This window comes from Frisingicoccus sp. (genome assembly GCF_048388605.1).
Lineage (GTDB): Bacteria > Bacillota > Clostridia > Lachnospirales > Lachnospiraceae > Frisingicoccus.
The window spans coordinates 89,900-115,927 of sequence record NZ_DBGCTU010000046.1; the positions used below are offsets into that span (position 1 = coordinate 89,900).

Genomic DNA, 26,028 nt, shown 5'->3' on the forward strand with positions numbered 1-26,028 from the left:
TAATTTCTATCTATATTAATCCTCTTATTTTGCCTCATACCAATCTGTACCGGTATTTACATCAATTTCCAATGGTACTTTAAGTTCTGCCGCATGACTCATTTCTTCACGCAGGATCTGTTTTACCCGTTCGGCCTCATCCGCTTCCGCCTCAATCAACAGTTCATCATGAATCTGAAGAACAAGACGGGATTTCAGCCCTTCTTCCCGCAGTCTCCGGTCCACCCGGATCATGGCAATTTTTATAATATCGGCGGCAGTCCCCTGAATCGGCGAATTCATGGCAACCCTCTCGCCAAAGGATCGCTGCATAAAATTACTGGAAAACAACTCCGGAATCGGTCGTTTCCGATGAAACAATGTGTATACGCAGCCCTTCTCCTTTCCTTCAGCAACCAGGCTGTCAAGAAAAGCCTTGATTTTAGGATAAGCCGCAAAATATTGTTTAATGTAGACTTCAGCTTCTTTCCGCGTAATACTTAATCCCTGACTCAGTCCAAAGGAACTGATGCCATAAATGATGCCGAAATTCACCGCTTTGGCATTGCTTCGCTGCTGGCTTGTAACCTCCTCAAGCGGTGTATGGAACACCTGGGATGCCGTCATGCGGTGAATATCCTCTGCCTGCTTATAAGCTTCGATCAGATTTTCATCTCCCGACATATGGGCTAAAACGCGCAGTTCAATCTGGGAATAATCCGCATCCACAAACACACAGCCCTCTCTCGGCACAAAAACCTTCCGGATCCGCCGCCCGAGTTCCACCCGCACAGGAATATTCTGGAGATTCGGCTCCGTGCTGCTGATCCTTCCCGTGGCAGTAATTGTCTGATGAAATTTTCCGTGGATTCTGCCATCTTCAGAAATAAAGTTCGCCAGGCCGTCCGCATAAGTCGATTTTAACTTGGTAAGCTGCCGGTATTCCAGTACAAGCCGGGCAATCGGTTCTTCATCCTGCAATTTCTCCAGTACCGCCGCCGATGTGGAATAGCCTGTCTTTGTTTTTTTACCATAAGGCAAATGCAATTTTTCAAATAAAATAACGCCAAGCTGTTTTGGCGAAAGAATATTAAAGGATTCTCCGGCCAAAGCATAAATCTCCTGCTCCAATTCCTGAATTCTTCCAACCAGATGTTCCCCATAATCCTTCAGGGCCTCGCGTTTTACGCGAATCCCCTCCCTCTCCATCCGATAAAGGGAAAAGCTCAACGGCAGTTCCACTTCCTGATAAAGTGTCCACATACCTTCCCTCTCAAGCTCATCCTTAAGTATATCTGCAGCCTTTAACGGCAAAGCCGCATAATAGCCGAGCCAGGTCATCGCCTTCTTTTTATCCTCGGACAAAATCTCGGACAATTTTTTCTTACCGTATAAATCTGCCCTTGACGGAAGCGTTAATCCGAGATAATCCCGCCCGATATCATCATAATCATAAGAATCCTTTAAAGGATTGAGCAGATAAGCCATCAGACTTACATCAAGTATATTGTTCGATTCCGCAAGCGGGAAATAATGAAGCCCCGCTTTCAATCCCAAAACAGCCATTTCCGGATGTCCGTCAAACCATCCGGCCATATCCTTCAAAGCTTCTTCCGACTCTGCAGGCATCCAAAAGGCCTCTTCCCCGTAAGCCAGAACCAAACCGTATATATCATCCTGACAAATCGGATACAGACTGATCATTCTCCGGCTCATAGCCTCAAAAACTTTCCGGCGCTGTTCATTTTCATCCCGAATCTCTGTTGCCGCGGATAAAACGGGAACTGCGACTTTCTCCTGATTAAATCGACTTAAAATATTTTTAAATTCCAGCCGTTTCATCATCTGATAAGCATCCTCCGAATACATATGCTCCAGCCCCGCCAATTCATTCGGAATCGAAATCGGAGCATGAGTATCGATCGTCGCCAGCTTTTTACTCATAACCGCCATATCATAATGTTCTTTTAAATTATTTGCCGCACGCGCCGGTTTAATTTCATCCGCATGCTCATAGGCCGATTCAATACTTCCATACGCTGTAATGATTTTTGTTGCCGTCTTTTCACCAATCCCCGGTACCCCCGGAATATTATCGGAGGTATCGCCCATCAAAGCTTTCAGATCAATAAACTGGGTCGGAGTTACCTGATAAGCTGCCAGAACATCTTCCGCGTAATAATTTTCCACCTGAGTACCGCCGGCTTTTGTTTTCGGTATGCTGATTTTTACTTTTTTCGTTGCCAGCTGAAGAAGATCTCTGTCCCCGGAAATGATCGCAACATCATATCCCCGTTCCTCCCATACCCGGCTCAGCGTTCCAAGGATATCATCCGCCTCATAGCCCTCTTTTGTGACAATGGGAATCCCCATGGATTGAAGGACATCCTTCAAAACCGGCACCTGTTCGTGAAGCTCCGGGGGCATCGGTTTACGTGTTCCCTTATAGGCTTCATACATTTTATGACGAAAAGTCGGCGCTTTTAAATCAAAAGCAACCATAAGTCCTCCGGCCTGTTCCTCATCCAGCACCTTAAACATAATATTCAGAAAGCCGTAAATACCGTTGGTGTGCAGGCCTTCCGAATTTGTTAACACCGGCACGCCATAAAAGGCCCGATTCAAAATACTGTGGCCGTCAATCAAAACAACTTTTTTATTCATCATCCAATTCCTTTCATTACTATCCAATTCCAAACATGATCATACTGAAAATAAGGAACACCGCTGCCAGACCTGCCAGCAGTCCAACCACTTTTTTCAGAAAACGATTCCGCCTCTGCTGTTTCAGCCAGTTTTCTTTTTCCTCGATTCGGCGGTCCAGCGCTCTCAACAGTTCCGGAGTTTCCTCTTCATCATCCAAAAGCCGCAGAACGGCCATCACCGTATAAGTTGCTTCCAAATCATCATAACAGGAGGGACAATGCTTCACATGTTCCAAAAACTCCGTCAATGTTTTTTCATCCAGCTTATCATCAATAAACTGATTCATCAATCCCTGTACTTCGATACAATCCATAAACATTACCCTGTTCTTAGTGTATACCATTTATCAAAAAAAAGATACCGAAAACTTCTCCGGTATCTTTTTCTGTAAATTAATAGTTGACAATTTCTGTAATATTGCTGACCAGAGAAGACGTTGTGGCCGCAGAAATATTATTTAAGAATATAACATCTTTTATATTTTTATCCCGTATCAGAGCCGTTAATCCCTCCGGATAATACCGGTAATCCACCACATAAACCGTTTCATAATGGTCAACCAAAAACGGCACGAATGCGTTACCGAAAGATTCCTTGATAACAACACAGGAACTTCCATCACTCATATTCGGATTATGAATCTCCTCAAACGGCTGATCCCCGGCAATAAAACAATTATATTTCGAATCCGGGTTCCAATCGGAAACATCATATATAATATCATAATCAATCACATTTCCATCCAGATCCGTATAAGCCATCTTATTCGTTGCCAACGGAATATAAGCCGTGACAACATCCGGATTTTCAGCCAACGCCGGCGTCTGATTGCTCGCTGCATAAAGGGTGCCAATAAAATTATCAAAAACCATCGTCTCATATTCTCCCAAAGGCGTCGGCGTTATCCCCTTTTCCTTCATGAGCTGACAATAGGTGTAATATGCGCCAAGCGCTGTCCAATGATGATCCGTCCGAAAATACAGATATTGATCCGAATGGTTTTTCAGGGCAGTAAACGCATCGATCGTTACAACTTTATCGTCCATATTATCATAAATATACTGAATCGCTGCCTGTTCATCACTGCAGCCCAATTCCTCCTGGAGCTTTTCATCCAGATAAATCCCCGTACTGATCGGAACAACAATATCATAAACCGTCACATCACTGTCCACCTTGTTTGCCAGCACATTAACTGCGTCAATATACTGATTGGCCGCATCCTGAGTAAATCCATAGAGACTGAACGCCGTATCATCAGCCACATAAACTGTCCCCACCTGCTCAGGCACACTCTTGATCTGACGCCGCTTCACACCGCCATTAGCCGCATCCGCCGCCTGCTGGGTAGACACGGCTTCCCGCATAGCTTCCTGCACGCTCTCCATATTCCGCTGAATATTCGGAAGAATAATATCTGTCAGCGATATACGTTTCGCCGGAACCGCGTCCGCCGCCTGAATCGAGCCATGAATCTGATTATTCCGAATTCCGTAAAGACCTCTGTAACGGGTATTTCCGGACAGCAGAGCCTCCCTGAAAGGAAAGGTATCCGCATACCAGGTGCTGACTCCATTAAGAAATTCTCCATTCAAAAAGCTTTGAACGGAAAATGCCGGAAATTTTGTCAACGTTCTTTTTTCGACCGTGGATTCTTTTGGACGAAGAGGAATAATTAACGCCACCACCGCCATCAAAATTAAAGCGGCCGAAAATGCATAGATTTTATATTTTGTATATTTATAGTCTTTTTTCTTTTTACGTTTTCTTCTCTTTTCCATAAACCTGATACTTTCCTTTTAAAATTGAAAATACAAAAACGGGTTATAACTATTGCCGACCAAAGCCATCGTTGCCAGCAGCAAAAGCACAACCGGACCGGCAACCTCAATAACTCGGCGCAAATATTTTAAAAGAGCAACTGTCTTACATTTGCGGCACATCCATTTATACCCATTGGAAACCAATGGCGTGCATGCGATGATCGCCACAATAATGAAGAAAATATTGTTTTTAAATGTCACTGCCACTTCCATGTTCATAAAGCCATTATGATTCAAGCCCAACATTCCCTTGAGCATAAGACCAATGCGTGACAGATCTGTGAATTTGAAAATGATCCATCCAAAATAAACGACAACCAACGTATAAATGTGATTAACAGCTTTCGGAAGACGCTTTAATTTATTCAAAAGTACCTGCTTCTCCAACACGAGAAAAACAAAATAATAAAGTCCCCAGAGTACGAAATTCCAGCTCGCTCCATGCCAGAGACCGGTCAGCGCCCAGACAATAAACAAGTTGAAAATCGTTCGCCGGGCCCCTTTGCGATTCCCGCCCAGCGGTATGTACACATAATCCCTGAAAAAACTGCTCAGCGAAATATGCCATCGACGCCAGAACTCCGTTACCGTGTCAGATATATAGGGATAATTAAAGTTTTCTTTATAATGAAAGCCGACCATAAGTCCCATACCGATAGCCATATCCGAATAAGCCGAAAAATCCAGATAAATCTGGAGCATATACATCAAAGCGCCGAGCCACAGTCCCAGGGCCGGCACAGAATTAAAAGGTATGATCGCCTCCGGAAGCAATGTATCCGCAATCTGTGCACAGGAATTTGCAAATACCGCTTTTTTGACAAGCCCGATGATAAAACGGTTGATCCCCCGTCCGATTTCCGGGATTTTAGGCCTGCGGTGTTCAATCTCCCGGGCCACATCCTTATAACGAACGATCGGGCCGGCAATACACTGATGAAAAAGGCTGCAATACAAAAGTACCAGCCAATATTTTTTTTGCGGTGCCACTTCTTCCCGATAGACATCCACCACATAGGAGATCAGCTGGAACGTGTAAAAAGAAATTCCGATAGGAAGTACAATTTCCGGTATCACTTCCGGGACTCCGGTTATTCTTTTCACATTTTCCAGAATAAATCCCGCATATTTAAAATATCCGAGCAGAGCCAGCTGAAGGCCGACGCCAAGCACAAGGCACACGCGCTTTAATGCCGGACTTTTGCGAAAATGATGAATCTGAATCGCAAAAAACCAGCTGATCAAAGCCATGACCAGCAAAAGGATCAGATATTTCGGTCCTCCCCATGCATAAAATATCAATGACGCAATTAATAAGACCACGTTCTTTTTTTGAATCGTTCCTACATAACAATAAACGAACATGGTCACAGCAAAAAACAAATATATAAACAATAAACTTGAAAAAACCAAGATACTCCCTCCAAAACAACCCAACTACCTGAAAATTTATGTCGAATATTCTCCGAAAATGTCGTCTGTCTTTATTATTTTAATATGATTAATTTTATTATTCAAGTAAAAACCGGGGAAAAAAGCGAAATTAATATATTTGTAACATTTTAACGAAAATCAGCTTTTTGAACAAGGCAAAGCTACCAAATTTCAAAAAAGATTTGGCAACTTTCTGCGATTTTTTTTATAAAAACTGTGAAATATGAATAAAAGAAAAACCGGTCTGAATTGCTCAGACCGATTTACTTTTTCAGGATTCTTCAACTCCCGAATATTCCCTCCCGTGAACCAGAACTCTGCTGTCCGCCGGGCGGTATACCAGAAGATAGACAACCACATTCAATGCCAGCGCAAGTACGACATCCACCACCGTATGCTGCTTTAAAAACATTGTCGCAGCGATAATGGACACTGTCAAAATGAAGGCCCCGCCGACAACCAGCGGCTTGCTCTTTAATGCCTTACACTTTGCGATCGCGATAAATGCGGCGATTGAATTATAAACATGAATACTCGGCAAAATATTTGTCGGCGTATCCATACTGTAAAGTAATCGAACCATATCGGTAAATATATTCTCTCTCGGGAATACAACCGGGCGAAGCAGATGCCCATTCGGATAAACCCAGGAAACAATAATAAACACAGTCATCCCGATACCAAGATTAAAAATCAACTGCAAATATTCCTTTGTATCTTTATTTTTAAACATAAACCATATAACCGTCACGCCTATATAGAGAAACCATAAAAAATAAGGAATTATGAAATATTCACAGAAGGGCACCATCTTATCAAAGCTTGAATGAATCACATGAAAACGATAGTTTGCACGGTTTTCAAGACAGTAAAATGATACCATATAAAAAACCATATATAATGGAACGAGAAGTTTTGGTCCATATTTTTTCAAAAAATCTTTTTTTGCCATAATCCTCACACTTTCTTAAAAAACCTCATCGCCATCTTTAGGGCATTATAGCACTCCGAATTTCTAATATCAAGCATCTTAAGTGAATTTTAAGAAAGTTCATTAAAATTACAGTATTTTAACGGCTGTGCCATAGGCAATGACTTCCGCAGCGCCGCTCATCACAGATGCGGAAGCATAGCGGATATTGATCACCGCATCCGCTCCCAGGCTTTCAGCCTCATCAACCATCCGCTTCATGGCAATCTGACGGGCCTGATTGAGCATTTCCGTATATCCGGCGATCTCGCCGCCAACAACGGTTTTCAGGCCGGACATAATATCCTTTCCCAGATGGCTGGACTGGACAACATTCCCCTTTACCAGCCCCAGAGCCTCTATTTTCTTATCCGGCACATAATTAATACTTAGAAGCAACATCTTCTTCTCCTCCTTTAATTTCCTGGTAACGTTTCCATAAATTCCATAAAACGCCGATAATGATAACTATTGGAATAACTGTCACAATAATCATAAAAGGCATCGGCGGACGGTTCATCGGGTCTATCGCATACGCCCATAAAACAGTCCAGACAATAGCTATCATAAAGGCGACCATTAAAACAGCCATGACCAAAGGCGCAAAAAATTTATGCTTACGGTCCTTTGCCTGTATATTCATAAAACGGGTCCCCTCCTTTTCCATATGCTCCATTTTCTCCAAATATTCCAAAGCGTCCATTGTTGAAAATCGAACTTCATGATCTATGAGCATCTGACAAAAAAGCTGCATTTCCTCCACATTCTTCTGCTCTCTTTCCAACGAAATGCGATGTCTGCGAAGTGCATCTTCCATTGTCAGAGCCCCCGTTTCTATTTTTCGGATTTCCTCAATCGGAATGGAAAGTTTTCGAAGCAATTTAATTTTTTGAAGCAAAAGCAAATCTTCCTCCGAATATTCGCGATAACCATTCTGGGCATTTCTTTCAGGTTTTAATAATCCCTGCTGCTCATAAAAACGAATATTCTTTTTCGTGATGCCTACTCTTTGCTCCACTTCATTGATCCTCATTCCAATACCTCCTTGTGACAAAAGAAACATACACCTTCTACCTTGTGGAAGGTCAAGCCCTATTTTAAAATTTTGTAAAACCCTCCTCTGCATGAATAAGTTCATTATAACATACTATAAAGAAAATTCATAATTTTGTTGACAAATCAAAAAATATCTCGTATAATATCACTTGTGTTTAACAAGCCGGCGTGTCGGAATGGCAGACGAGGCAGACTCAAAATCTGTTGTGGGCAACCACGTGCGGGTTCAAGTCCCGCTGCCGGCATAACTTAAAAGTCCCTGAACCCTTGATTTTACTGGGTTTCCGGGATTTTTCTTTTTTTACGGTCTGATTACTTTGATTACTCTTCACCCCATACCGCTTTTCAAAATTACAGAAATAAAAAAAGCCTGAAAATACAATACTTTCAAGCTTTCTTCAGAAATGGAGCATACGGGACTCGAACCCGTGGCCTCAACAATGCGAATGTTGCGCGCTCCCAACTGCGCTAATGCCCCTTCTGTCCTATTATAACACTGTCATCCGAAAGTGACAATGGGATTTTTCCAATTTTTTCTTCCTTATTTTTTCAGCCACGTCTTATACTCTTCCGCGTCTATTTTACCCTGTCGGGCCAATTCAAGTCCTTCTTTTGCCTCTTTATACCACGCCTCGAATTCCTCCCGGCTCATATTTGCCGCCTTTTTCCTCGGCTTTGTCATACGGGCATAATGGGCCTTATAAGCCCGTGTATAAGCCTGGAGCAGTTCATCCTTTTTAACCGTTTTGGCAAATGTTTTCGTATATCCCACATCGGAACATGTTTTTCCGTCACCGGAAAAAACACGGGTGCAATAGTCTACATTGCTCCGTTTTGGTATAAAAAACCGTCCGCAGTTCTTGCAGATTTTGATAATCTGATGGCGGCGAAGCATTTCCACAAGCTCACACATAAGGCAGTCTTCAAAACCCATCAGAAAATAGTCTATTATCCACCTGTTTTCATTTTTCACCGTCTGATTTACCAGTGTACCGCTGGAGTAAAAAGGATGACGCAAAAAATAATGGGTCGCCTCTTCATTCATCTCCGACGTGCCATGAATCAACGCATCCAGAAGCTTTTTATAAATATTCTGAAGTTCTTCCATCCGCCCCGGCGTTAAACCGGAAGCCGTTTCATTATCTTCCGTCTTCGCCATCAGCATTTGTATGCCCTCGTCACTCCAGGAGGAAAAATAAGGATGAATCTCCCTCACAGTTTCCACCTGCAGGAAGGCCTTTTTCAAATCCATATAAATAAAGTCCAAAAGACTTTTTCCAAGACGGCACGGAACAGATGTGGAATGAAAATAGATAATCTCATCCGTCAAATCCAAATAAACATGTGTGTAATTCTTTTCTGTTTCTCTTAACATCCGTCCTGCCTCCAATATTTATCTTTGCTTTATCTCCATAATTAATTGTTCCAGTTGACTTTCTTCCGAAATATTAAATATATCCCCGTCCACCTGTATCTTCGATATATCTGCACACCGCGAAGGGCAGCCGCAGATGACAAGCAGATGGTCATATACTGTCTCCGGCTGAACATATTGAAATTCTGTCTCCGGACAACGTTTTTTTACTGTGTCGAAGAAGGAGGTGCGATTATATCTCGGATTGCATCCTCCGCAATATTTCACTCCAAAAACCATAGGTCACCTCATTAATGTCTCAGCAAACTTTTGGCAAAATCAATCATCTCATCACTGACACCGGCCTCAAGGCGTACCTCTTTCACTTCTTTTACCTGTTCCATAACTTCTTTTTTTACTATATCCTCTGTCGTAAATAAGGAGGATGGGCAATTTGAACACATACCGGTTAATTTAAATTTCAAAACGCCGTCTGTAAAATCTAAAATCTCTATGTCGCCCCCGTGTCCCTGGAGATAGGGGCGCACCGATGTCTCGATCACCTGATGAATTCGTTCAATCACTTCCATCGTTTCAACTCCAATCTGTTTTTTCCTGACAATAATTACACTGTACATTATCATTTTAATATAATCCGGATAAAAATACCAGTGGCATTAAACACTTTTTCAACAATTCCGCATATAAGTTTTTATACATCAAAAAACACCGGAACCATCCGATTCCGGTGTTTTATGGGGTTGGGCTATTTTTATAATAGCTGATAGCCTGTAGGGGAATCGAACCCCTGTTTCCGCCGTGAGAGGGCGGCGTCTTAACCGCTTGACCAACAGGCCTTAGTCATACCGACTTGTTTATTCTATACCATGTTGGAAAAGAAATCAAGCTTTTTTTACAAAAAATTCAAAAAATCCCATTTTTAGTTGTTTTACATATTTTAGAGGTATTTTTCAATCTCTTCAAGTGTCCTCGGCATCTGACATGTCCCGTTTTCACAAAGATAATACCTTGCTTCCGTCTCCGGCACCGGATATCCGGCTGTAAAAGGCGCGCATTTTGTAAGTCTTTCACGGTTCTTCTCCGTCTTAACAAGCACACTGATTTCTTCCGCCGGGTACTTTTTCAAATAATGTTTCAACATCTCCGGAGCATTTTCTTTTACTGTGCAGACAAGCTCTTTATGAGGATAAAGGGACGCGGATAAAGCCAGCAAAGCAAAACTGTAACCGGTCGGATATTCATAAAGTTCTCCGGCACAAAAATGCAGCTGCCTGTCTGCCGCCTCCTGCCACTCTTTTTCTCCCGTCAGAAAAGCCAGCCGCCGCAAAACCATGGCCATCACCGAATTGCCCGACGGTACTGCGCCGTCATAGGTTTCCTTCGGCCTGGAAATGAGCACTTCCCCATCCGCTGCCGTCATATAATACCCGCCCTCTTCACGGTCCTCAAAAAGGGCTCTGATCTGCCCGGCCCGAAAAAGAGCTTCTTCCAAATATTCGATGTCAAAAGTACTCTCATATAATTCGATCAGCGCCAAAGTATACACCGCGTAATCATCGAGCTGACCGACATTGGCTGTCTCACCTTCTCTGTAACGCAGAAAGAGCCGGTTATTTTTATCCGTCATCTTTTCCCTGATAAACTTTTCCGTTTTGACTGCCGCATCAATATAGGACGGTTCACCCAGAATATCTCCGGCCCTCACTAAAGCAATCATCGCCCAGCCATTCCAGGAGAGCAAAACCTTATCGTCTTTATGCAGCTTTGTACGCTTCAGGCGATAATCGTACAATTTCTTTTTCCAGGCTTTATGTTCCTTTGAATCCAAGTTATCCGTCAAATCCTTTCCTATCCTGTTTGGGATACTTTTTCCCTCAAAATTGCCCTGTGCCGTCATATTATATAAATCACAAAATTTCTCTCCATCTTTTTCACCCAAAACAGACTTGATCTCCCCGGGAGTAAAAACATAATATTTCCCCTCAATGCCATCACTATCCGCATCCTGACCGCAGTAAAAGCCTTCGCCCCACAATTCTCTCAGCATATAATCCGCCGTATCCCGGGCCACATCCCGGTACACGCTTTTTTCTGTCAGACGGTAAGCCTCCGCATAAGCCCACAAAAGCAGGGCATTGTCATAGAGCATTTTTTCAAAATGAGGAACAAGCCATTGATCATCCGTCGAATACCGTGAAAAACCCCCGCCGATATGGTCGCAGATTCCCCCTTTGGCCATAGCCTCCAGCGTCATTTCAACCATTCTTATCGCCGCAGCATTATTTTCTGATCTGCCATAACACATTAAAAACAAAAGATTATGGGCCGCCGGAAATTTTGGCGCTGTGCCAAAACCTCCCCACTTCCAGTCAAACTGCCGCAAATACATTGTGCATGCCCGGGCCAACAGAGTTTTATCCAATTTATCCGCTGAAACCGCCAAACTCTGATGTCTGCGCCGAACAGCGTCCGCCAGCATTTCTCCGTTGTTTTCCAGATCCTTCCTCTGATTTTTCCACAATAAGGCTGCCTCTCTGAGAATCTCCATCAATCCCGGCCGGCCGTAACGGCTATTTTTAGGGAAATAGGTCCCCACAAAAAAGGGCTTCTGTTCCGGTGTCATGATCACTGTCAGCGGCCATCCGCCGGACCCTGTAACCGTCTGGCACACAGTCATATAAACGGCATCGATATCCGGCCGTTCTTCCTTGTCCACTTTAATGGATACAAATTCTTTATTGAGCAACGCCGCCACTTCTTCATTTTCAAAAGATTCATGGGCCATCACATGGCACCAATGACAAGTCGAATAACCAATACTTAAAAACACGGGTTTATTTTCATCAAAAGCTTTTCTGAAAGCTTCATCGCCCCATGGATACCAGTCCACCGGATTTTCCCCGTGCTGCAAAAGATAGGGGGATTTTTCATTTTTCAATCGATTTGACATAAAACGCCTCCTCATTTAATCAGAAAAGCGATACCCATTTACAGTATCGCTCCCTTTATATATGCCCAATTTTATTCTTCCACATTCTCAAAAATTTCTGCCAGCGTCATGCTGATATTCGGAAAATCCTTTAAAGTGATGATCGTATCCGCATTATAATGTTCGTCCTCTTTATCATCCTGCAAAATATAACTGTAAGTCAATTCATATCTGCCATCCTTCAGATAATAAATCTCAATCGAACCGCTGGGAATGACAAGCCAGTATTCTTCAACGCCGGCCTTTTCATAAATATCCTTTTTAAGCGTTCGATCCTTTAAAGCCGTTGACGGACTCAGCGTCTCAACAATAAACTTCGGCGTTCCGCTATAACTGCCGCCCTTTAAATGTTTTCTGTCACAGAGTATCATAATATCGGGAATCACATAATCATCATTTTCCTCCGGATGATATTTATAATCCAGATTTTCCATAAACACAAGGCACAGACTGTCTTTTAATTTGTTTTTTATTGCATTATATATGTTTCCATCAACAATCCCGTGCCTGTAATTCGGCGATGGCGACATATCATATATGATACCATTGATCTTTTCCTCTTTTGCATATTCATTTTTTAACAATGCCATAATGTCACGCCCCTTTTCTTATTATTATAAAGGATTTTTTCTTCTTCTGCAACAAAATAAGGACAGCCGGTGCTGTCCCTGTTTTGTCCGATGCAGAATTTGTCCTGCTGCATTTGAGTGGAGCTGCGGGGAGTCGAACCCCGGTCCGAAGGCACATCCATTCAGGCATCTCCCATCACAGTCATTCTATGGACATTCCCTCCGTCGAACGCCGAATGACAGGCTTCCGACTTCAGTAGCTTCATAAATCTTCCACTGCCTCAAAGCTTTGGCAATGGAGGGCCTCACAAGTTCGATGCCAGATTCTCAGACAGTGAGCGATCCGAGGCTGACAAGCTGCAACTAGGCAGCTAAAGCGTAATCTTCGTTAGCTTTTATATTTAATTTCCAGGTTATTACGCAGTCCCGGAGTCTGCGGATGGCTTCCCAAACTTCCACACCCCCGTCGAAACCAGTACAACCCCTTATAAAGTTGGCGGTTAAGACTAACGATGTCTCTTTATCATACTCAAAAACCACGAAAATGTCAATAGAGATTTTTTACCTTAAAATCCCTCTCGGCCTCTCTTCTCTGGTCCTTTTTTGCAATGCTGTCCCGCTTATCATAGAGCTTTTTGCCCCGGGCCAGCCCAATCTCGACTTTCACCAGGCTGTCCTTAAAATAAACCTTCAGCGGCACGATCGTATAGCCCTTCTGGGCCGCCTGCCCGAGTATCTTCCGTATTTCATACTTATGAAGCAGAAGCTTTCTCACACGGAGCGGGTCTTTATTGAATATATTGCCCTTTTCATAGGGACTGATATTCATCTGATAAATAAAAAGTTCTTCCCCCTCCGGACGGACAAAGGCCTCTTTGACGCTGCATCTGCCCATTCGAAGTGATTTCACCTCTGTCCCGTGCAGAGAGATTCCGGCTTCATAGGTATCCTCGATAAAATAATCATAATATGCTTTTTTATTATTGGCAATTAATTTAATTCCTGATCTGCCCATATGCTACCTCATTTCCGCACCTTACGCGCATTATCTATTGTACATCATCTGCCAGAAGAAAATCAACGGTTCGGGTTACTTTATCGGCATTTGCAATGCAAATTTTTATTTTTTGTCCGAGCCGGAAGGTCTGATGGCTCATTTCACCCAAAAGTTCATATTTATTTTCATCAAAAATATAATAATCATCCAAATCCTGCAGACGGATCATCCCTTCACAGGTGTTCGGCAGTTCCACATACATTCCCCAATTGGTGATCCCCGAAATAACGCCCTCATGAATTTCTCCCAGATGTCTGGACATATACTCCACCTTTTTGAGTTTATCCACTTCCCTCTCGGCTTCGTCCGCCCGCCGCTCCGTTGTGCTTGTATCCGCGGCCACCGCCGGAAGTAATCTGCGATAATGCTCCAACCGCCTTTCATTTAAACGGCCATCCAGTTGTTCTTTAATGATCCGATGAATCTGCAGATCGGGATAGCGGCGGATCGGCGATGTAAAATGGGTATAAAATTTTACGGCAAGTCCAAAATGGCCGGTATTTTCCGTCGTATATTTTGCCCGCATCATGGAGCGCAGCACCAGCCGACTGATCATGGCTTCCTCCGGTGTATCCTGAATCTTTCCCAGGAGTTTCTGAAACTCCTTCGGATGGACTTCACCGGATCTGATCTTCAGATAATATCCAAAATTTTTAAGAAAGACCGTCAGTTTTCGTATTCTCTCCGCATCCGGCGTTTCATGGGTACGATACAGGAATGGAATCTCCTGCCAGAAAAAGTCCTCGGCGATGGTTTCATTGGCCGCCAGCATAAAATCCTCAATAATCTTTGTCGCCGAATTTCTCTCATAAGGTTTGACATCCACAGCCCGTCCCCGCTTATCCAGAATAATTTTGGATTCGGGAAAATCAAAATCAATACCGCCCCGTATCCGGCGTTTTTCCCGAAGCTTTCCCGCCGCCTCAGCCATCGTCTCAAACATTGGCACGACTTCCTCATATTCCCGGATAACGCTTTCATTTCTGTCCTCTATAATCTGTTTGACGGCCGTATAGGTCATTCGATGATCCACATTGATGACCGTCTTTGCAATCTCATGATTTATAATATTTCCTTTTTCATCCAACTCCATAATACAGCTCAAGGCCAAACGATCCACACCGGCATTTAAAGAGCAGATACCGTTTGAAAGCTTATGGGGCAGCATCGGAATGACCCTGTCCGTCAAATAAACGCTGGTTCCCCGCTTTAGGGCCTCTCTATCCAAAGGAGAGCCTTCCTTCACATAGTGGCTCACATCGGCGATGTGAACGCCAAGAACATAATGGCCGTCGGCTTTCTTCCTTATGGTAATCGCATCGTCTAAATCCTTTGCCTCTTCTCCGTCAATGGTGACCGTCTGCCAATCCCGTATATCCATGCGGCCCTCATATTCCTCCGGCAGAACCTGCTCGGGAACATTCTCAACCTGGGCCATCACTTCCTCCGGAAACTGTTCCGGCAGATGATATGCCCGGACAATGGAAAGTATATCCACTCCCGGATCGTTCACATGGCCGAGAATCTCAACAATCTCCCCTTCTGGATTTTTATTCTTCTTTCCAAAACCGGTCAGCCGGGCGACCACCTTATGGCCGTTCACCGCACCCATTGTATGATTCTTATCGATAAAAATATCTTTGGCAATTTTTTGATTGTCCGGCACAACAAAGCCGTAATTTTTACTTTTCTGAAAGATGCCGACCACCATCTCATTGGCACGATTTAAAACCTTAACGACCACCGCTTCACTTCGCCGTCCCCGCTCCTCATCGGCAATCTTTTTTATGACGACCTCATCGCCATGCAAAGCATCCAGAGTATTTTCTTCCGACACATAAAAATCACCGTCCATACCTTCCACGTGGACAAATCCAAACCCCTTCGTGTTGCCGATAAATGTCCCGGTTAAAAGCTCCGGATCCGCTGCCTTATAGCGTCCTTTTGTGTCGATATCGATCTCCCTCTCCGAAATCAATTGATCCAGGACAAGCTTTAATTCCTCCCGTTCCCGGCGCGGCACTCCCAAAATGCTGCACATTTCTTTTAATTTCATCGGATGATAATTGGGATCCTTCATAAAATCCAGAATAATTCTTTTTCGTGCTTCATATATTTCTGTGTGCACGGGCACACCTCCTCTCAAAAAAATAACACTCTTCCTTTAGAAATCTTCCTTTAGAAAGAGTGTTATCCTTAAATATCAATTCTATTCTACCAATTCATATTCAAAACGACGGTTATAATAAAGAATACAGCAGTCAGAATGGTTGTCCACTTTACAAGCTTTCCTTCCATAGAACGTCCCTTATTCTTTCCCCAATAGCTGTCCGCCATACCACCGACAGTCCCTGTCAGCCCGCTGGATTTGCTTTCCTGGAGCATAACCAATATAACTAACGCAATACAAATCGCAATGAAAACGACTGTTACGATTGTTCTCAGCATCGCCTCGATACACCTCCTAAATCACTCATAACAGTTTATCATGTTTTTGACAAATAGTAAAGAACTATTTTTGAGACTATTTGATCAAAAGTGATTTTCCGGTCATTTCCTTCGGCTGCTCCATACCCATTAAGTCAATCAATGTCGGAACAATATCTGCAAGGCAGCCGCCGTCACGGAGTTTATAGGACGGATCCGCATTGACAAGAATAAAAGGCACCGGATTGGTTGTATGCGCCGTAAACGGTTCGCCCGTCTCCTCATCGATCAACTGCTCACAGTTTCCATGGTCCGCACAGATAAACATAACGCCGTCCTCTTCTTTAAGGGCTTCCACAGCCCGGCCGACACAGGCATCCACCGCTTCCACCGCTTTAATCGCAGCGCTCTCCACGCCCGTATGTCCGACCATATCCGGGTTGGCAAAGTTAATGATAATGACATCGTATTTGCCTGAATGAATCGCTTCCACAAGACGGTCGCATACTTCGTAAGCGCTCATTTCCGGCTGCAGATCATAGGTCGCCACCTTCGGAGAATTGACGAGTATCCGATCCTCCCCCGGATTTGGCGCTTCCACGCCGCCGTTAAAGAAAAATGTCACATGGGCATATTTTTCTGTCTCGGCGATCCGGGCCTGAGTCTTTCCATGTTCCGCCAGATATTCGCCAAAGGTTTCATTAATTGAAACCTTATGGAAGGCAATCAATTTATTCGGAATCGTCACATCATACTCCGTAAAACATACATAAACAATATCTGCACGATCACCCCGGTCAAAACCGGTGAAATCATCTGCGCAGAAAGCACGGGTCAGCTCTCTCGCCCTGTCCGGACGGAAATTAAAGAAAATAATCGAATCTTTATCCTTCACCGAAGCTGTCGGCGCACCATCTTTGACAATCACTGTCGGGAGCATAAATTCATCGGTCACTTCATTTTCATAGGAAGCCGCCACAGCCTGTACCGCGTCCTCCGCCGTCTCTCCAATGCCATAGCGGATCGCATTATAGGCTTTCTGCACCCGTTCCCAGCGATTATCCCTGTCCATCGCATAATAACGGCCGGAAACTGACGCGATTTCTCCCACGCCGATCTCCTTCATCTTTTCCGCCAGCTCGGCAACGTAATCTTTGCCTGAAGCCGGAGGGGTATCACGTCCATCGAGGAAACAATGCACATAAACTTTTTTGAGACCTTCCCGTTTGGCAAGCTCCAACAGCCCATACAAATGAGTGTTATGGCTGTGAACGCCGCCGTCGGACAAAAGGCCATATAAATGAAGCGCCGAATCATTTTCCTTACAATTTTTAACTGCAGCCAGCAAAGCCTCATTTTTAAAGAAATCCCCATCCTGAATCTCTTTGGTGATCCGGGTCAGCTCCTGATAAACGATCCGGCCTGCACCGATATTTAAATGGCCGACCTCCGAATTACCCATCTGGCCCTCCGGCAGACCTACAGCCATACCGCTGGCATATCCTTTAACAAAGGGATAATCTCTTTTAAGGCCGTCAAGCACCGGGCTGTTTGCCTCTGCCGCCGCATTTCCCTCGGTTGTATCTCTGAGACCATAGCCGTCGAGAATCATTAATACTGTTGGTTTTTTGCTCATATTCTTCACCTGTTTTCTTTTTAATTTCTATTATATAGAGTTTCAAATATTCTATTCAGCACCCTTATATTACCAAAGGCCTTGCAAAAATACAAGGCCTTTATGATTTATTTCATCTTCATTACTCTCATTGAATTTAAAATAGCGATCACCGCAACACCCACATCGGCAAATACGGCCGCCCACATATTGGCAATCCCCAGAGCGCCCAAAACAAGTATGATTGCTTTCACTGCCAGGGCAAATACAATATTTTGCGTGACAATTCTCAGTGTATAACGGGCGATTCGGATCACCGATGCGATCTTCATCGGATCGTCATCCATAAGAACGATATCCGCCGCCTCAATGGCCGCATCCGAGCCCATACTTCCCATGGCAATACCGATATCCGCCCTGGACAAAACCGGCGCGTCATTAATCCCATCGCCGACAAAAGCCAGTTTTTCCTTATCTGAAAGCTCCCCTAAAAGTTCTTCCACTTTTGATACCTTATCCGCAGGGAGCAGATCGGCGTAAACCATATCGATGCCAAGCTCTTTTGCCACCGCCCGGCCGACCTCCGCCTTATCGCCGGTCAGCATCACTGTCCTGCGGACGCCGCCGGCCTTCAACGCTTTGAGAGCTTCTTTTGCCTCCGGCTTGATTCGGTCCGCGATAACAATCGAACCGATATACTGTCCTTCCACAGCCACATAAATGACCGTGCCGATATCCGAATTCGCATCATAAATAATATTTTCAGCCCTCATTAATTTGGCATTTCCGGCCAAAACAACTTTTCCGTCAATTCTGGCCCGGATGCCGTGTCCGGCAATTTCTTCCGCATCGGCAACCCGTTCCATAGATACGGGCTTTGTACACGCTTCCTTTACCGCATTGGCAATCGGATGTTCCGAATAACTTTCGGCCAAAGCCGCTGTTTCCAGCAATTCTTCCTCCGCAACGCCCTTCGGATAAATCCCTGTCACCGTAAACTCACCCTTTGTCAGAGTTCCGGTTTTATCAAAAACGATCGTCTCCATTTTTGCCAGCGCTTCCAGATAATTGCTGCCCTTAACAAGAACACCGACCCTTGATGCGGCGCCGATCCCGCCGAAAAATCCAAGCGGAACGGAAATGACAAGGGCACATGGACAGGAAATAACAAGAAAACTGCAGGCCCGCTCTATCCAGTCCGCCCATCCGCCGCCAAGCACCAGCGGAGGTATGACAGCCAGAATAACTGCTGCAATAACCACGATCGGCGTATAATACCGGGCAAATTTTGTAATAAAATTCTCAACCTTTGCCTTTTTGCTGCTGGCATTTTCCACCAGTTCAAGAATCTTTGCTACCGTGGAATCATCAAATTCCTTTGCGACCCGCACTCTCAAAAGTCCGCTGCCGTTCACGCAGCCGCTGATGATTTCTGAGCCCTCGGATACCTGCCGCGGAACCGATTCCCCGGTCAGCGCCGATGTATCAACAAAAGAACTTCCATAGGTTACAATACCGTCCAGCGGGATACGTTCTCCCGGTTTGACAACAATGATATCGCCCACTTCCACATCATCCGGATCCACCTCTTTCAGCACGCCGTCTTCTTCAATATTCGCATATTCGGGACAGATATCCATCAATTCGGTGATCGACTGTCTGGAACGGTTGACCGCATAATTCTGGAACAGCTCGCCCACCTGGTAAAAAAGCATAACAGCGACAGCCTCTTCATACTCTTTTACCCCAAATGCGCCAAAGGTCGCCACACACATAAGAAAGTTTTCATCAAACACCTGCCCGTGGGAAATATTGCGCACCGCTTTATAAACAATATCCCATCCCACGATCACATATGCGATGAGGTACAAAAGGAAGCTCACCGGCAGTTCAGACTGAAAAGTAAGCTTCCCCATATGTTCAGCAACGAAAAGCGGCACAAAAAGTACGGCGGCCACAATAATCCGGACCAGCATCGTTTTTTGTTTTTTCGTCATATTCTGCCTCCACTATAAAACGATCTGGCAGTCCGGCTCAACCTTGCTGCACACCTTAACTACCTCTTTCATGATCCGCTCAAACTCCTGCTCTTCCGCCACAATGGTCATTTTCTGAGTCATAAAGCTTACATTGGCATCTTCCACGCCGTCTATCTTTTTGATGGCATTTTCCATCTTTGCTGCACAGTTGGCACAATCCAGATCAATCAATTTAAATTTCTTTTTCATAATATATCTCTCCTTTAAAAATAAATTCATATGATTAATTGTTCATATATTTATATTATATGCCCTGTGCGCAAATAGTCAATACCTTTTTCTGTTTTTTATAAATTTTTTTCATCAGATCATTCGATTTTAAGCATCCGATAACCAATCCCCACATGGGTCTGAATGTACTGGGGCGAGCCCGGATTTTTCTCCAGCTTTTTCCGCAGCGTCGCCATAAATACTCTGAGTGAACCGACATCATTCTCCCAACTGCTCCCCCATACATTCTGAGTGATAAATTTATGGGTCAACACCTTTCCCGTATTCTGAGCCAGCAGGCAGAGAAGCTTATATTCAATTGGCGTCAAATGCAATTCCTCATCATTTAAATAGGCGCAGCCTGTGGCATATTCAATCCGCAAATCCCCGTTCTCAAATACGGCCTTTGACGAGCCGCTCCCCTGCATCAGCGCCAACCGTCTCTGAGTCACACGAAGTCTCGCCAGAAGTTCATCCACAGAAAAGGGCTTTGTCAGATAATCATCCGCGCCGGAATCCAGTGCATCAATTTTATCGCTGTCTTCACTTCTGGCGCTGATGACAATGATCGGCACATTAGACCAGCCGCGTATACGCCGTATAACCTCGACGCCGTCTATATCCGGCAGTCCCAGATCCAGCAATATAACATCCGGATTATGCGAAGCGGTCTCCATGACTGCGTCATTTCCATTGACCGCCGTCATAAAAGAATAACCATGCGCTTTTAGAGTTGTTGTGATCAATTTCCGTACGGGCGCATCATCCTCCACAACTAATATCTGAAACTTATTCATGCAACGTTACCTCCTCCAGCGGAAGCGTAAAGCGAAATACCGTCCCCTTCGGATGATTATCCGTCACGCAGATCGTGCCTCCATGGGCCTCAATAATGGCCTTACAGAGATACAGTCCCAGGCCGAGACTTCGCCGGTTATCCGCAATTTTATTTGTACCGCAGTAAAATTTTTCAAAAACTTTTTCCTTTTCCCCATCCGGTATGCCTTCACCGTTGTCCCCGACAGCAATTTCGGCCATATCGCCGTCCCTCTTTATTGTAATAAGAATATCCGAATCCGGGGCCGTATATTTAATAGCGTTGTCCACAATATTCACGATCACCTGAACAATCAGCTTTGCGTCGGCCCGAACCAGCAGCAGATCATCCTCGCCGGCAACCGAGATCCGATGTTTTCCAGCCTTACGTCCAATATATTTTAATGCGGCGTCCACCATATCACTCAAAAGTTCCATCGAGGTATTCAGCGTCATCCGTCCCTCCTCAATCCGGGTCGCATAGAGCAGATTTTCCACCAAATCGATGAGCCACATAGAATCGTCATAAATATCCCCATAAATCTGTTTCTTTGTCTCATCATCAAAGTAATCCGCATTACTCAGCAGGTTGCTGGCATTGCCTGAAATCGTCGTCAAAGGCGTCCGCAGATCATGGGAAATCGTCCGCAGCAGATTTGCCCGAAGCTGCTCACTTTCAGCCAATATGGCCGCGGCCTCCTTCTCGCGGGCATTCTTTTCATTTTCCAGCGCCAGAGCACATTCGCCGAGGATCGACAACAAAATCCCGTGCTCCGAAGCATCCAAAGGGTTGTTTTCCGCCTCAATTCCCATAACGCCGTAGACTCTTTCATTGACTCTCAAAGCCAGGTACATATATCTGGCATCTGACAGCGTATCTGTTGTGGCCCCCGCCGCATGATTATTTTTTAATACCCACTCTGCCGTCGACCATTCCTCTCCCACAGAACAGGCCGTCTCAGAAACCCCTTTAGGAGAAAAGAAAACCGGTTCAGACAGTTTCCCGTCTTCACCGTCAAAAACAACAATATTTCTTCCAAGTAATTTGACGACCTGCTCCGCCGCCGCATTTAAGATTTCTTCTTTATTACCGGCCTTCGCCAGCAGCTGATCCGTATCAAACAGGATTTTTGTCCGATGGGCGATTTTCGCCGACTGGCCCGCCTGCTCCTTATATCGAATGGCGAAAGTGCCCGTAATATAAGCCGTCAAAAACATGACAATAAAAGTCACCGGATATCCGGTCGCATAGGCCATCAAGGAAAACCTCGGATGAGTGAATAAAAAATTAAATATAAAAACGCTGGCGATCGATGAGACAAGGCTGTATATCTGATGGGTAACCACCGCCGAGGTCAAAAGAACGCCGAGAATATATACCATAATGATATTTGCTTCCGTAAATCCAAACTGATAAAAGCACTGGCTTAACAGGGTCGCGCCAAACAGGATTCCCGCACTGGCCGCAATGTTTTTTATAATCTTACCTTTTTCATATTTTTTTGCCCGCACCGGCTGATATGCCCTGTCCGAATTGCCATCGGGAATAATATGAATATCCATCTCCGGCGCATAGGAAATCAACTGCTCCGTTAAGGTTGTTTTGCCAAATAAATGCTTCCGGGTGACAATACTCCGCCCGAGAACAATTTTGGTAACCCCGGAAAGCCGGGCAAACTCCGCAATCTGATAGGGAATATCCTCGCCATAGACAGTTTCGATCTGCGCGCCGAGCTGTTCGGCCAGAGCCCGGTTTTCTATCAGCCGCTGTCTGTTTTCCGGGGTGGCTGCTCCAAAATCCGGCGTTTCTACAAACAGGGCTGTAAACTGACTGTTAAAGGCCGATGCCATACGCGCCGCAGTGCGTATAATCTTTGCATTTGAGGGGGCTGAAGAAAGACAGACAAGTATATGCTCTCCGACATGAAAAGTATCCTCCTTCCGCTGCCGCAGGAAAAGATGCTTCATGCGGTCAGCGCACCGCCGCAGTGCGGCCTCCCGCAGCGCTGTAAGCTGTTCCACCGTAAACAGCCTGACTGTTTCTCCGGATTTTTCCAATCTTTCAAGCAATTCCGGAGGCTCAATATCGATCAGTTCAACCTGGTCTGCCTGATCAAAAATCTCATCCGGGATTCGCTCCCAATCATCTATGCCGGTAATGGCGGACACCGCGTCATAGAGGCCTTCAATATTCCCCACATTTGCCGTCGTATATACGTTAATTCCCGATTTTAATAATTCCTCGATATCCTGATATCTCCTGCGGTGACGGCTGCCCGGTTCATTCTTATGGGCCATTTCATCCAGCAAAACCAAATCCGGATGACACTCTAATACCTGCTCAAGATTCATTTCCTTCCGCCCGTTGAGAACAAGAACATCTCTTCCGTCCCTTCTCTCCTGCAGACCGGCTTTGAGCATGGCCGTCCGTTTCCCCGCGCCTTCGGCATAACTGAAAAATATTTTCAAACGGCCCTTCTGTGTCTGCGCCATTATCCTCACCTCCTGTACTCATAATGGATTCTACCACAGAAATAACTTTTTCGCTACCTCGGCAAATGATAGTGGCCTTCCACTTCTTCATCGACTTCTGCCTTTTCCTCCTTCCGGATAAATACATCCAGCTTCTTCATAAGGAAAAATACCAAAATAAAAATAATAATAACCGTACAAATTAAAAGAATTTCTTTCATCTGGAACACCTCTTTCTAAATGGCATCCTGCTTTAAATGTGAAAACATTTTTGAACTGCTTTTTGTTTTCCCAAAACCAGTATGGATTTATCTTTGCTCAGAACCGTATCCGGATTAATGTCCATGCTCAACTCGCCCTTTTCCCGAAGTCCAAGAATATTGATTCCATATTTCTTACGAATATCCAATTGAAGAATCGTCTTTCCATTCCAATTATCAGGAATCGTCAGCTCAAAAATAGAATAATCCGCATCCAGCTCAATATAATCGAGAATATGCTCGGAGGTACACCGGGTGGCCGTCCAGGCCGCAAGCTGCTTTTCGGGATACACCACTTCGTCTGCACCATTTCTCAAAAGAAACTTTTCCTGCACACCCCGGGAAGCTCTGGCAATGACCTTTTTCGCCCCGAGTTCCTTTAAAAGAGACGCCGTTTCCAGGGAACTCTGAAAATCATCGCCAATGGCTACAATGCAGACGTCATAATTGCCAATACCCAGTGAGGAAAGGAATTCTTCATTCGTGCTGTCTCCAATCTGAGCATTTGTCACAAAAGACAGTACGGAATTCACCCGCTCTTCATTACTGTCTACAGCCATCACCTGAAAATTCAAATCATTTAATTTCATGGCAATATGCCGTCCAAATCGTCCAAGGCCGATTAATAATATTGTTTTCATCTTTCTCTCTCCTTATCCAACCGTTAATTTTTCCTGGGGCAGCCGCGCCGTATTGCCTTTTCTTTTTCCTGAAGACGCGGCAAAGATCAACGTCAAACCGCCGACACGTCCAATATACATTAGCAAAACTAAAATGGCCCGGGATGGTAAGCTAAGCTCCGGCGTAATTCCCAGAGTCAATCCGACCGTTGCCACCGCCGATGCCGTTTCATACAGACAGTCCAATATTGGAAGTCCCTCAATACGGCTGATCAACAGCCCGCCGCCTAAAAACATCGTCATATACATGATCAAAACCGCAACCGCATTCCGAACCGTATCATCATCGATCCTTCGTCCAAAAAAATGAGTATGCTCCCTGTATCTGAACACAGAAACCGCCGTAGAGAATAAGACGGCGAGAGTCGTCGTTTTCATACCGCCGGCAGTCGACCCGGGAGATCCGCCCACCAGCATCAGAAGGATCATGATCACAATACCCGTTTCACTGATATCCCGCAAATCGACCGTATTAAATCCGGCGGTCCTCGGCGTCGCCGACTGGAACAGAGCGCTTAGAACCCGTTCACTTAAGGGGCCGTCAGAAAATTCAAAGGCCAGAAAATATAAAGCCGGAAACAGAAGCAGACAAAAGGTCGTCATAAGAATGACTTTGCTCTGCATCCGGTACTTATGAATATGTAATCCCTTTGTTTTCACATCATCCCAGGTAATGAACCCGATGCCGCCGATAACGATCAATGCTGTAATCACCAGATTTATAACAGGATCAGCCGCAAAATATGTCAATGAAGAATAGGGCGTTTTGCACCCCATCAGATCAAAGCCTGCGTTGCAGAAAGCAGATATGGAATGAAAAACCGCATACCATAAACCCTTACCGATGCCGAATTCCCGATAAAAAACAGGAAACATAAAAACAGCGCCGAGAAGTTCAAAGCAGATCGTCATTTTAATGATAAACCCGGTCAGCCTTACGATACCGCCGACCTGATGGGCTGATATGGCTTCCTGCATCGTGCTGCGCTGTTTCAGACTGATCTTCTTTCCCGATGCAATAAAAATTGCCGCGGCAACGGTGATAACCCCCATACCGCCAATCTGTATCAGCATGAGGATCACAGCCTGGCCAAAACCTGTCCAATAGGTTGCCGTATCCTGAACGACAAGCCCGGTCACGCATACGGCCGAAGTTGATGTGAAAAGAGCATCTGTAAAAGCTGCACCCTGTCCGTTTTGCGTGGAAAAGGGCAGCATAAGAAGCAGACTTCCAAACAAAATGACTCCGGCAAAACCCAAAATAATAATCTGCGCCGAGGACAATCGCTTTACAATTTTTCCCATAGGAATGCCTCCATCCAAGATTCCTTTTGATTTTCTTGTTTATGATTATGGCATACCGGGCATAAAATGTGCATTAATGTAATAGCTCTTACATTAAGATTGTGTTAAGAATCGAACGCATTAAAAAAAGGGGCTGTAAAAAAAGTCCCATAAATGAAAAATCGCTGAGGTCGTGAGACTTCAGCGATTTTTTGGTATAATTAATTTATGCTACTAAATAATAATACCAATGGTAATTATACTACT

At 44.7% G+C, this 26,028-nt stretch carries 24 protein-coding genes, 3 tRNA genes and 1 other RNA gene; 1 reads left to right on the forward strand and 27 read right to left on the reverse strand.

Going from position 1 to position 26,028, the window contains the following annotated elements:
• Window positions 1–24: 24 nt before the first annotated feature.
• The 7 genes from polA to ACMN7X_RS13045 all read right to left on the reverse strand — a co-directional run bounded on the left by polA (window position 25) and on the right by ACMN7X_RS13045 (window position 7,945).
• Window positions 25–2,643: a DNA polymerase I gene (polA, locus tag ACMN7X_RS13015; protein WP_418747919.1), complete on the reverse strand. Its 2,619-nt coding sequence runs from the start codon at window positions 2,641–2,643 to the stop codon at window positions 25–27.
• A gap of 19 nt (window positions 2,644–2,662) precedes the next feature.
• The gene (locus tag ACMN7X_RS13020; protein WP_418747894.1) at window positions 2,663–2,998 is read right to left on the reverse strand and encodes an anti-sigma factor family protein; all 336 of its coding nucleotides are present in this window, start codon (window positions 2,996–2,998) and stop codon (window positions 2,663–2,665) included.
• A gap of 79 nt (window positions 2,999–3,077) precedes the next feature.
• Entirely contained in the window at window positions 3,078–4,466 is a 1,389-nt protein-coding gene (locus ACMN7X_RS13025; protein ID WP_418747895.1) for a DHHW family protein, read from the reverse strand.
• A gap of 18 nt (window positions 4,467–4,484) precedes the next feature.
• Window positions 4,485–5,921, reverse strand: coding sequence for an MBOAT family O-acyltransferase (locus ACMN7X_RS13030; RefSeq protein WP_418747896.1), 1,437 nt, complete (start codon window positions 5,919–5,921; stop codon window positions 4,485–4,487).
• Window positions 5,922–6,213: 292 nt separating this feature from the next.
• Entirely contained in the window at window positions 6,214–6,894 is a 681-nt protein-coding gene (locus ACMN7X_RS13035; RefSeq protein WP_418747897.1) for a phosphatase PAP2 family protein, read from the reverse strand.
• Window positions 6,895–7,002: 108 nt separating this feature from the next.
• Window positions 7,003–7,314, reverse strand: a complete 312-nt coding sequence (locus tag ACMN7X_RS13040; RefSeq protein ID WP_418747898.1) for a YbjQ family protein — start codon at window positions 7,312–7,314, stop codon at window positions 7,003–7,005.
• Entirely contained in the window at window positions 7,295–7,945 is a 651-nt protein-coding gene (locus ACMN7X_RS13045) for a MerR family transcriptional regulator (protein WP_418747899.1), read from the reverse strand. Before ACMN7X_RS13045 ends, ACMN7X_RS13040 begins: the two co-directional genes overlap by 20 nt.
• A 185-nt stretch (window positions 7,946–8,130) precedes the next feature.
• Here ACMN7X_RS13045 and ACMN7X_RS13050 point away from each other — a divergent pair.
• Window positions 8,131–8,213, forward strand: a tRNA-Leu gene (locus tag ACMN7X_RS13050).
• Between the two features lie 160 nt (window positions 8,214–8,373).
• On the opposite strand, the gene ACMN7X_RS13055 is transcribed toward ACMN7X_RS13050, so the two are convergent.
• The 20 genes from ACMN7X_RS13055 to ACMN7X_RS13150 all read right to left on the reverse strand — a co-directional run bounded on the left by ACMN7X_RS13055 (window position 8,374) and on the right by ACMN7X_RS13150 (window position 25,782).
• A tRNA-Ala gene (locus ACMN7X_RS13055) sits at window positions 8,374–8,446 on the reverse strand.
• 63 nt (window positions 8,447–8,509) lie between these two features.
• The gene (locus tag ACMN7X_RS13060) at window positions 8,510–9,343 is read right to left on the reverse strand and encodes a DUF6076 domain-containing protein (RefSeq protein WP_418747900.1); all 834 of its coding nucleotides are present in this window, start codon (window positions 9,341–9,343) and stop codon (window positions 8,510–8,512) included.
• Between the two features lie 18 nt (window positions 9,344–9,361).
• Complete coding sequence (locus tag ACMN7X_RS13065; RefSeq protein ID WP_418747901.1) at window positions 9,362–9,622, reverse strand: hypothetical protein; 261 nt, start codon at window positions 9,620–9,622, stop codon at window positions 9,362–9,364.
• A gap of 11 nt (window positions 9,623–9,633) precedes the next feature.
• Entirely contained in the window at window positions 9,634–9,966 is a 333-nt protein-coding gene (locus ACMN7X_RS13070; RefSeq protein ID WP_418747902.1) for a NifU family protein, read from the reverse strand.
• A 141-nt stretch (window positions 9,967–10,107) separates the two neighbouring features.
• Window positions 10,108–10,179: transfer RNA gene (locus ACMN7X_RS13075), tRNA-Glu, on the reverse strand.
• Window positions 10,180–10,280: 101 nt separating this feature from the next.
• Window positions 10,281–12,293 carry a thioredoxin domain-containing protein gene (locus ACMN7X_RS13080; protein ID WP_418747903.1) on the reverse strand — a complete coding sequence of 671 codons (2,013 nt, stop codon included), beginning with the start codon at window positions 12,291–12,293 and terminating at the stop codon, window positions 10,281–10,283.
• A gap of 71 nt (window positions 12,294–12,364) precedes the next feature.
• Window positions 12,365–12,922 (reverse strand): Uma2 family endonuclease, encoded by a 558-nt coding sequence (locus ACMN7X_RS13085; RefSeq protein WP_418747904.1) that lies wholly within the window; start codon window positions 12,920–12,922, stop codon window positions 12,365–12,367.
• Window positions 12,910–13,083 carry a hypothetical protein gene (locus ACMN7X_RS13090; protein ID WP_418747905.1) on the reverse strand — a complete coding sequence of 58 codons (174 nt, stop codon included), beginning with the start codon at window positions 13,081–13,083 and terminating at the stop codon, window positions 12,910–12,912. Before ACMN7X_RS13090 ends, ACMN7X_RS13085 begins: the two co-directional genes overlap by 13 nt.
• Window positions 13,038–13,386: a transfer-messenger RNA gene (ssrA, locus tag ACMN7X_RS13095) on the reverse strand. Before ssrA ends, ACMN7X_RS13090 begins: the two co-directional genes overlap by 46 nt.
• A 62-nt stretch (window positions 13,387–13,448) precedes the next feature.
• Window positions 13,449–13,916, reverse strand: coding sequence for an SsrA-binding protein SmpB (smpB, locus tag ACMN7X_RS13100; protein WP_418747906.1), 468 nt, complete (start codon window positions 13,914–13,916; stop codon window positions 13,449–13,451).
• Window positions 13,917–13,950: 34 nt separating this feature from the next.
• Window positions 13,951–16,053 carry a ribonuclease R gene (gene rnr, locus ACMN7X_RS13105; protein WP_418747920.1) on the reverse strand — a complete coding sequence of 701 codons (2,103 nt, stop codon included), beginning with the start codon at window positions 16,051–16,053 and terminating at the stop codon, window positions 13,951–13,953.
• Window positions 16,054–16,172: 119 nt separating this feature from the next.
• Window positions 16,173–16,406, reverse strand: coding sequence for a preprotein translocase subunit SecG (secG, locus tag ACMN7X_RS13110; RefSeq protein ID WP_418747907.1), 234 nt, complete (start codon window positions 16,404–16,406; stop codon window positions 16,173–16,175).
• A gap of 76 nt (window positions 16,407–16,482) precedes the next feature.
• Window positions 16,483–18,021, reverse strand: a complete 1,539-nt coding sequence (gene gpmI, locus ACMN7X_RS13115; RefSeq protein WP_418747908.1) for a 2,3-bisphosphoglycerate-independent phosphoglycerate mutase — start codon at window positions 18,019–18,021, stop codon at window positions 16,483–16,485.
• A gap of 107 nt (window positions 18,022–18,128) precedes the next feature.
• On the reverse strand, window positions 18,129–19,997 hold the full coding sequence (locus ACMN7X_RS13120; RefSeq protein WP_418747909.1) for a heavy metal translocating P-type ATPase: 1,869 nt from the start codon (window positions 19,995–19,997) through the stop codon (window positions 18,129–18,131).
• Between the two features lie 12 nt (window positions 19,998–20,009).
• Window positions 20,010–20,228 (reverse strand): cation transporter, encoded by a 219-nt coding sequence (locus tag ACMN7X_RS13125; RefSeq protein WP_418461909.1) that lies wholly within the window; start codon window positions 20,226–20,228, stop codon window positions 20,010–20,012.
• A gap of 119 nt (window positions 20,229–20,347) precedes the next feature.
• Window positions 20,348–21,046 carry a response regulator gene (locus ACMN7X_RS13130; protein ID WP_418747910.1) on the reverse strand — a complete coding sequence of 233 codons (699 nt, stop codon included), beginning with the start codon at window positions 21,044–21,046 and terminating at the stop codon, window positions 20,348–20,350.
• Window positions 21,039–23,558 (reverse strand): ATP-binding protein, encoded by a 2,520-nt coding sequence (locus tag ACMN7X_RS13135; protein WP_418747911.1) that lies wholly within the window; start codon window positions 23,556–23,558, stop codon window positions 21,039–21,041. Before ACMN7X_RS13135 ends, ACMN7X_RS13130 begins: the two co-directional genes overlap by 8 nt.
• A gap of 53 nt (window positions 23,559–23,611) precedes the next feature.
• Window positions 23,612–23,758, reverse strand: a complete 147-nt coding sequence (locus tag ACMN7X_RS13140) for a hypothetical protein (RefSeq protein ID WP_418747912.1) — start codon at window positions 23,756–23,758, stop codon at window positions 23,612–23,614.
• Between the two features lie 32 nt (window positions 23,759–23,790).
• Complete coding sequence (locus tag ACMN7X_RS13145; protein WP_418747913.1) at window positions 23,791–24,438, reverse strand: potassium channel family protein; 648 nt, start codon at window positions 24,436–24,438, stop codon at window positions 23,791–23,793.
• Window positions 24,439–24,450: 12 nt separating this feature from the next.
• Entirely contained in the window at window positions 24,451–25,782 is a 1,332-nt protein-coding gene (locus tag ACMN7X_RS13150; RefSeq protein WP_418747914.1) for a TrkH family potassium uptake protein, read from the reverse strand.
• Window positions 25,783–26,028 lie beyond the last annotated feature (246 nt).

Bases quoted from the DNA above. Each gene is read 5' to 3' on its own strand.
- polA (WP_418747919.1), bottom strand. From the start codon at position 2,643: ATGAATAAAAAAGTTGTTTTGATTGACGGCCACAGTATTTTGAATCGG.
- ACMN7X_RS13020 (WP_418747894.1), bottom strand. From the start codon at position 2,998: ATGGATTGTATCGAAGTACAGGGATTGATGAATCAGTTTATTGATGAT.
- ACMN7X_RS13025 (WP_418747895.1), bottom strand. From the start codon at position 4,466: ATGGAAAAGAGAAGAAAACGTAAAAAGAAAAAAGACTATAAATATACA.
- ACMN7X_RS13035 (WP_418747897.1), bottom strand. From the start codon at position 6,894: ATGGCAAAAAAAGATTTTTTGAAAAAATATGGACCAAAACTTCTCGTT.
- ACMN7X_RS13040 (WP_418747898.1), bottom strand. From the start codon at position 7,314: ATGTTGCTTCTAAGTATTAATTATGTGCCGGATAAGAAAATAGAGGCT.
- ACMN7X_RS13045 (WP_418747899.1), bottom strand. From the start codon at position 7,945: ATGAGGATCAATGAAGTGGAGCAAAGAGTAGGCATCACGAAAAAGAAT.
- ACMN7X_RS13060 (WP_418747900.1), bottom strand. From the start codon at position 9,343: ATGTTAAGAGAAACAGAAAAGAATTACACACATGTTTATTTGGATTTG.
- ACMN7X_RS13065 (WP_418747901.1), bottom strand. From the start codon at position 9,622: ATGGTTTTTGGAGTGAAATATTGCGGAGGATGCAATCCGAGATATAAT.
- ACMN7X_RS13070 (WP_418747902.1), bottom strand. From the start codon at position 9,966: ATGATAATGTACAGTGTAATTATTGTCAGGAAAAAACAGATTGGAGTT.
- ACMN7X_RS13080 (WP_418747903.1), bottom strand. From the start codon at position 12,293: ATGTCAAATCGATTGAAAAATGAAAAATCCCCCTATCTTTTGCAGCAC.
- ACMN7X_RS13085 (WP_418747904.1), bottom strand. From the start codon at position 12,922: ATGGCATTGTTAAAAAATGAATATGCAAAAGAGGAAAAGATCAATGGT.
- ACMN7X_RS13090 (WP_418747905.1), bottom strand. From the start codon at position 13,083: ATGGATGTGCCTTCGGACCGGGGTTCGACTCCCCGCAGCTCCACTCAA.
- smpB (WP_418747906.1), bottom strand. From the start codon at position 13,916: ATGGGCAGATCAGGAATTAAATTAATTGCCAATAATAAAAAAGCATAT.
- secG (WP_418747907.1), bottom strand. From the start codon at position 16,406: ATGCTGAGAACAATCGTAACAGTCGTTTTCATTGCGATTTGTATTGCG.
- gpmI (WP_418747908.1), bottom strand. From the start codon at position 18,021: ATGAGCAAAAAACCAACAGTATTAATGATTCTCGACGGCTATGGTCTC.
- ACMN7X_RS13120 (WP_418747909.1), bottom strand. From the start codon at position 19,997: ATGACGAAAAAACAAAAAACGATGCTGGTCCGGATTATTGTGGCCGCC.
- ACMN7X_RS13125 (WP_418461909.1), bottom strand. From the start codon at position 20,228: ATGAAAAAGAAATTTAAATTGATTGATCTGGATTGTGCCAACTGTGCA.
- ACMN7X_RS13130 (WP_418747910.1), bottom strand. From the start codon at position 21,046: ATGAATAAGTTTCAGATATTAGTTGTGGAGGATGATGCGCCCGTACGG.
- ACMN7X_RS13135 (WP_418747911.1), bottom strand. From the start codon at position 23,558: ATGGCGCAGACACAGAAGGGCCGTTTGAAAATATTTTTCAGTTATGCC.
- ACMN7X_RS13140 (WP_418747912.1), bottom strand. From the start codon at position 23,758: ATGAAAGAAATTCTTTTAATTTGTACGGTTATTATTATTTTTATTTTG.
- ACMN7X_RS13145 (WP_418747913.1), bottom strand. From the start codon at position 24,438: ATGAAAACAATATTATTAATCGGCCTTGGACGATTTGGACGGCATATT.
- ACMN7X_RS13150 (WP_418747914.1), bottom strand. From the start codon at position 25,782: ATGGGAAAAATTGTAAAGCGATTGTCCTCGGCGCAGATTATTATTTTG.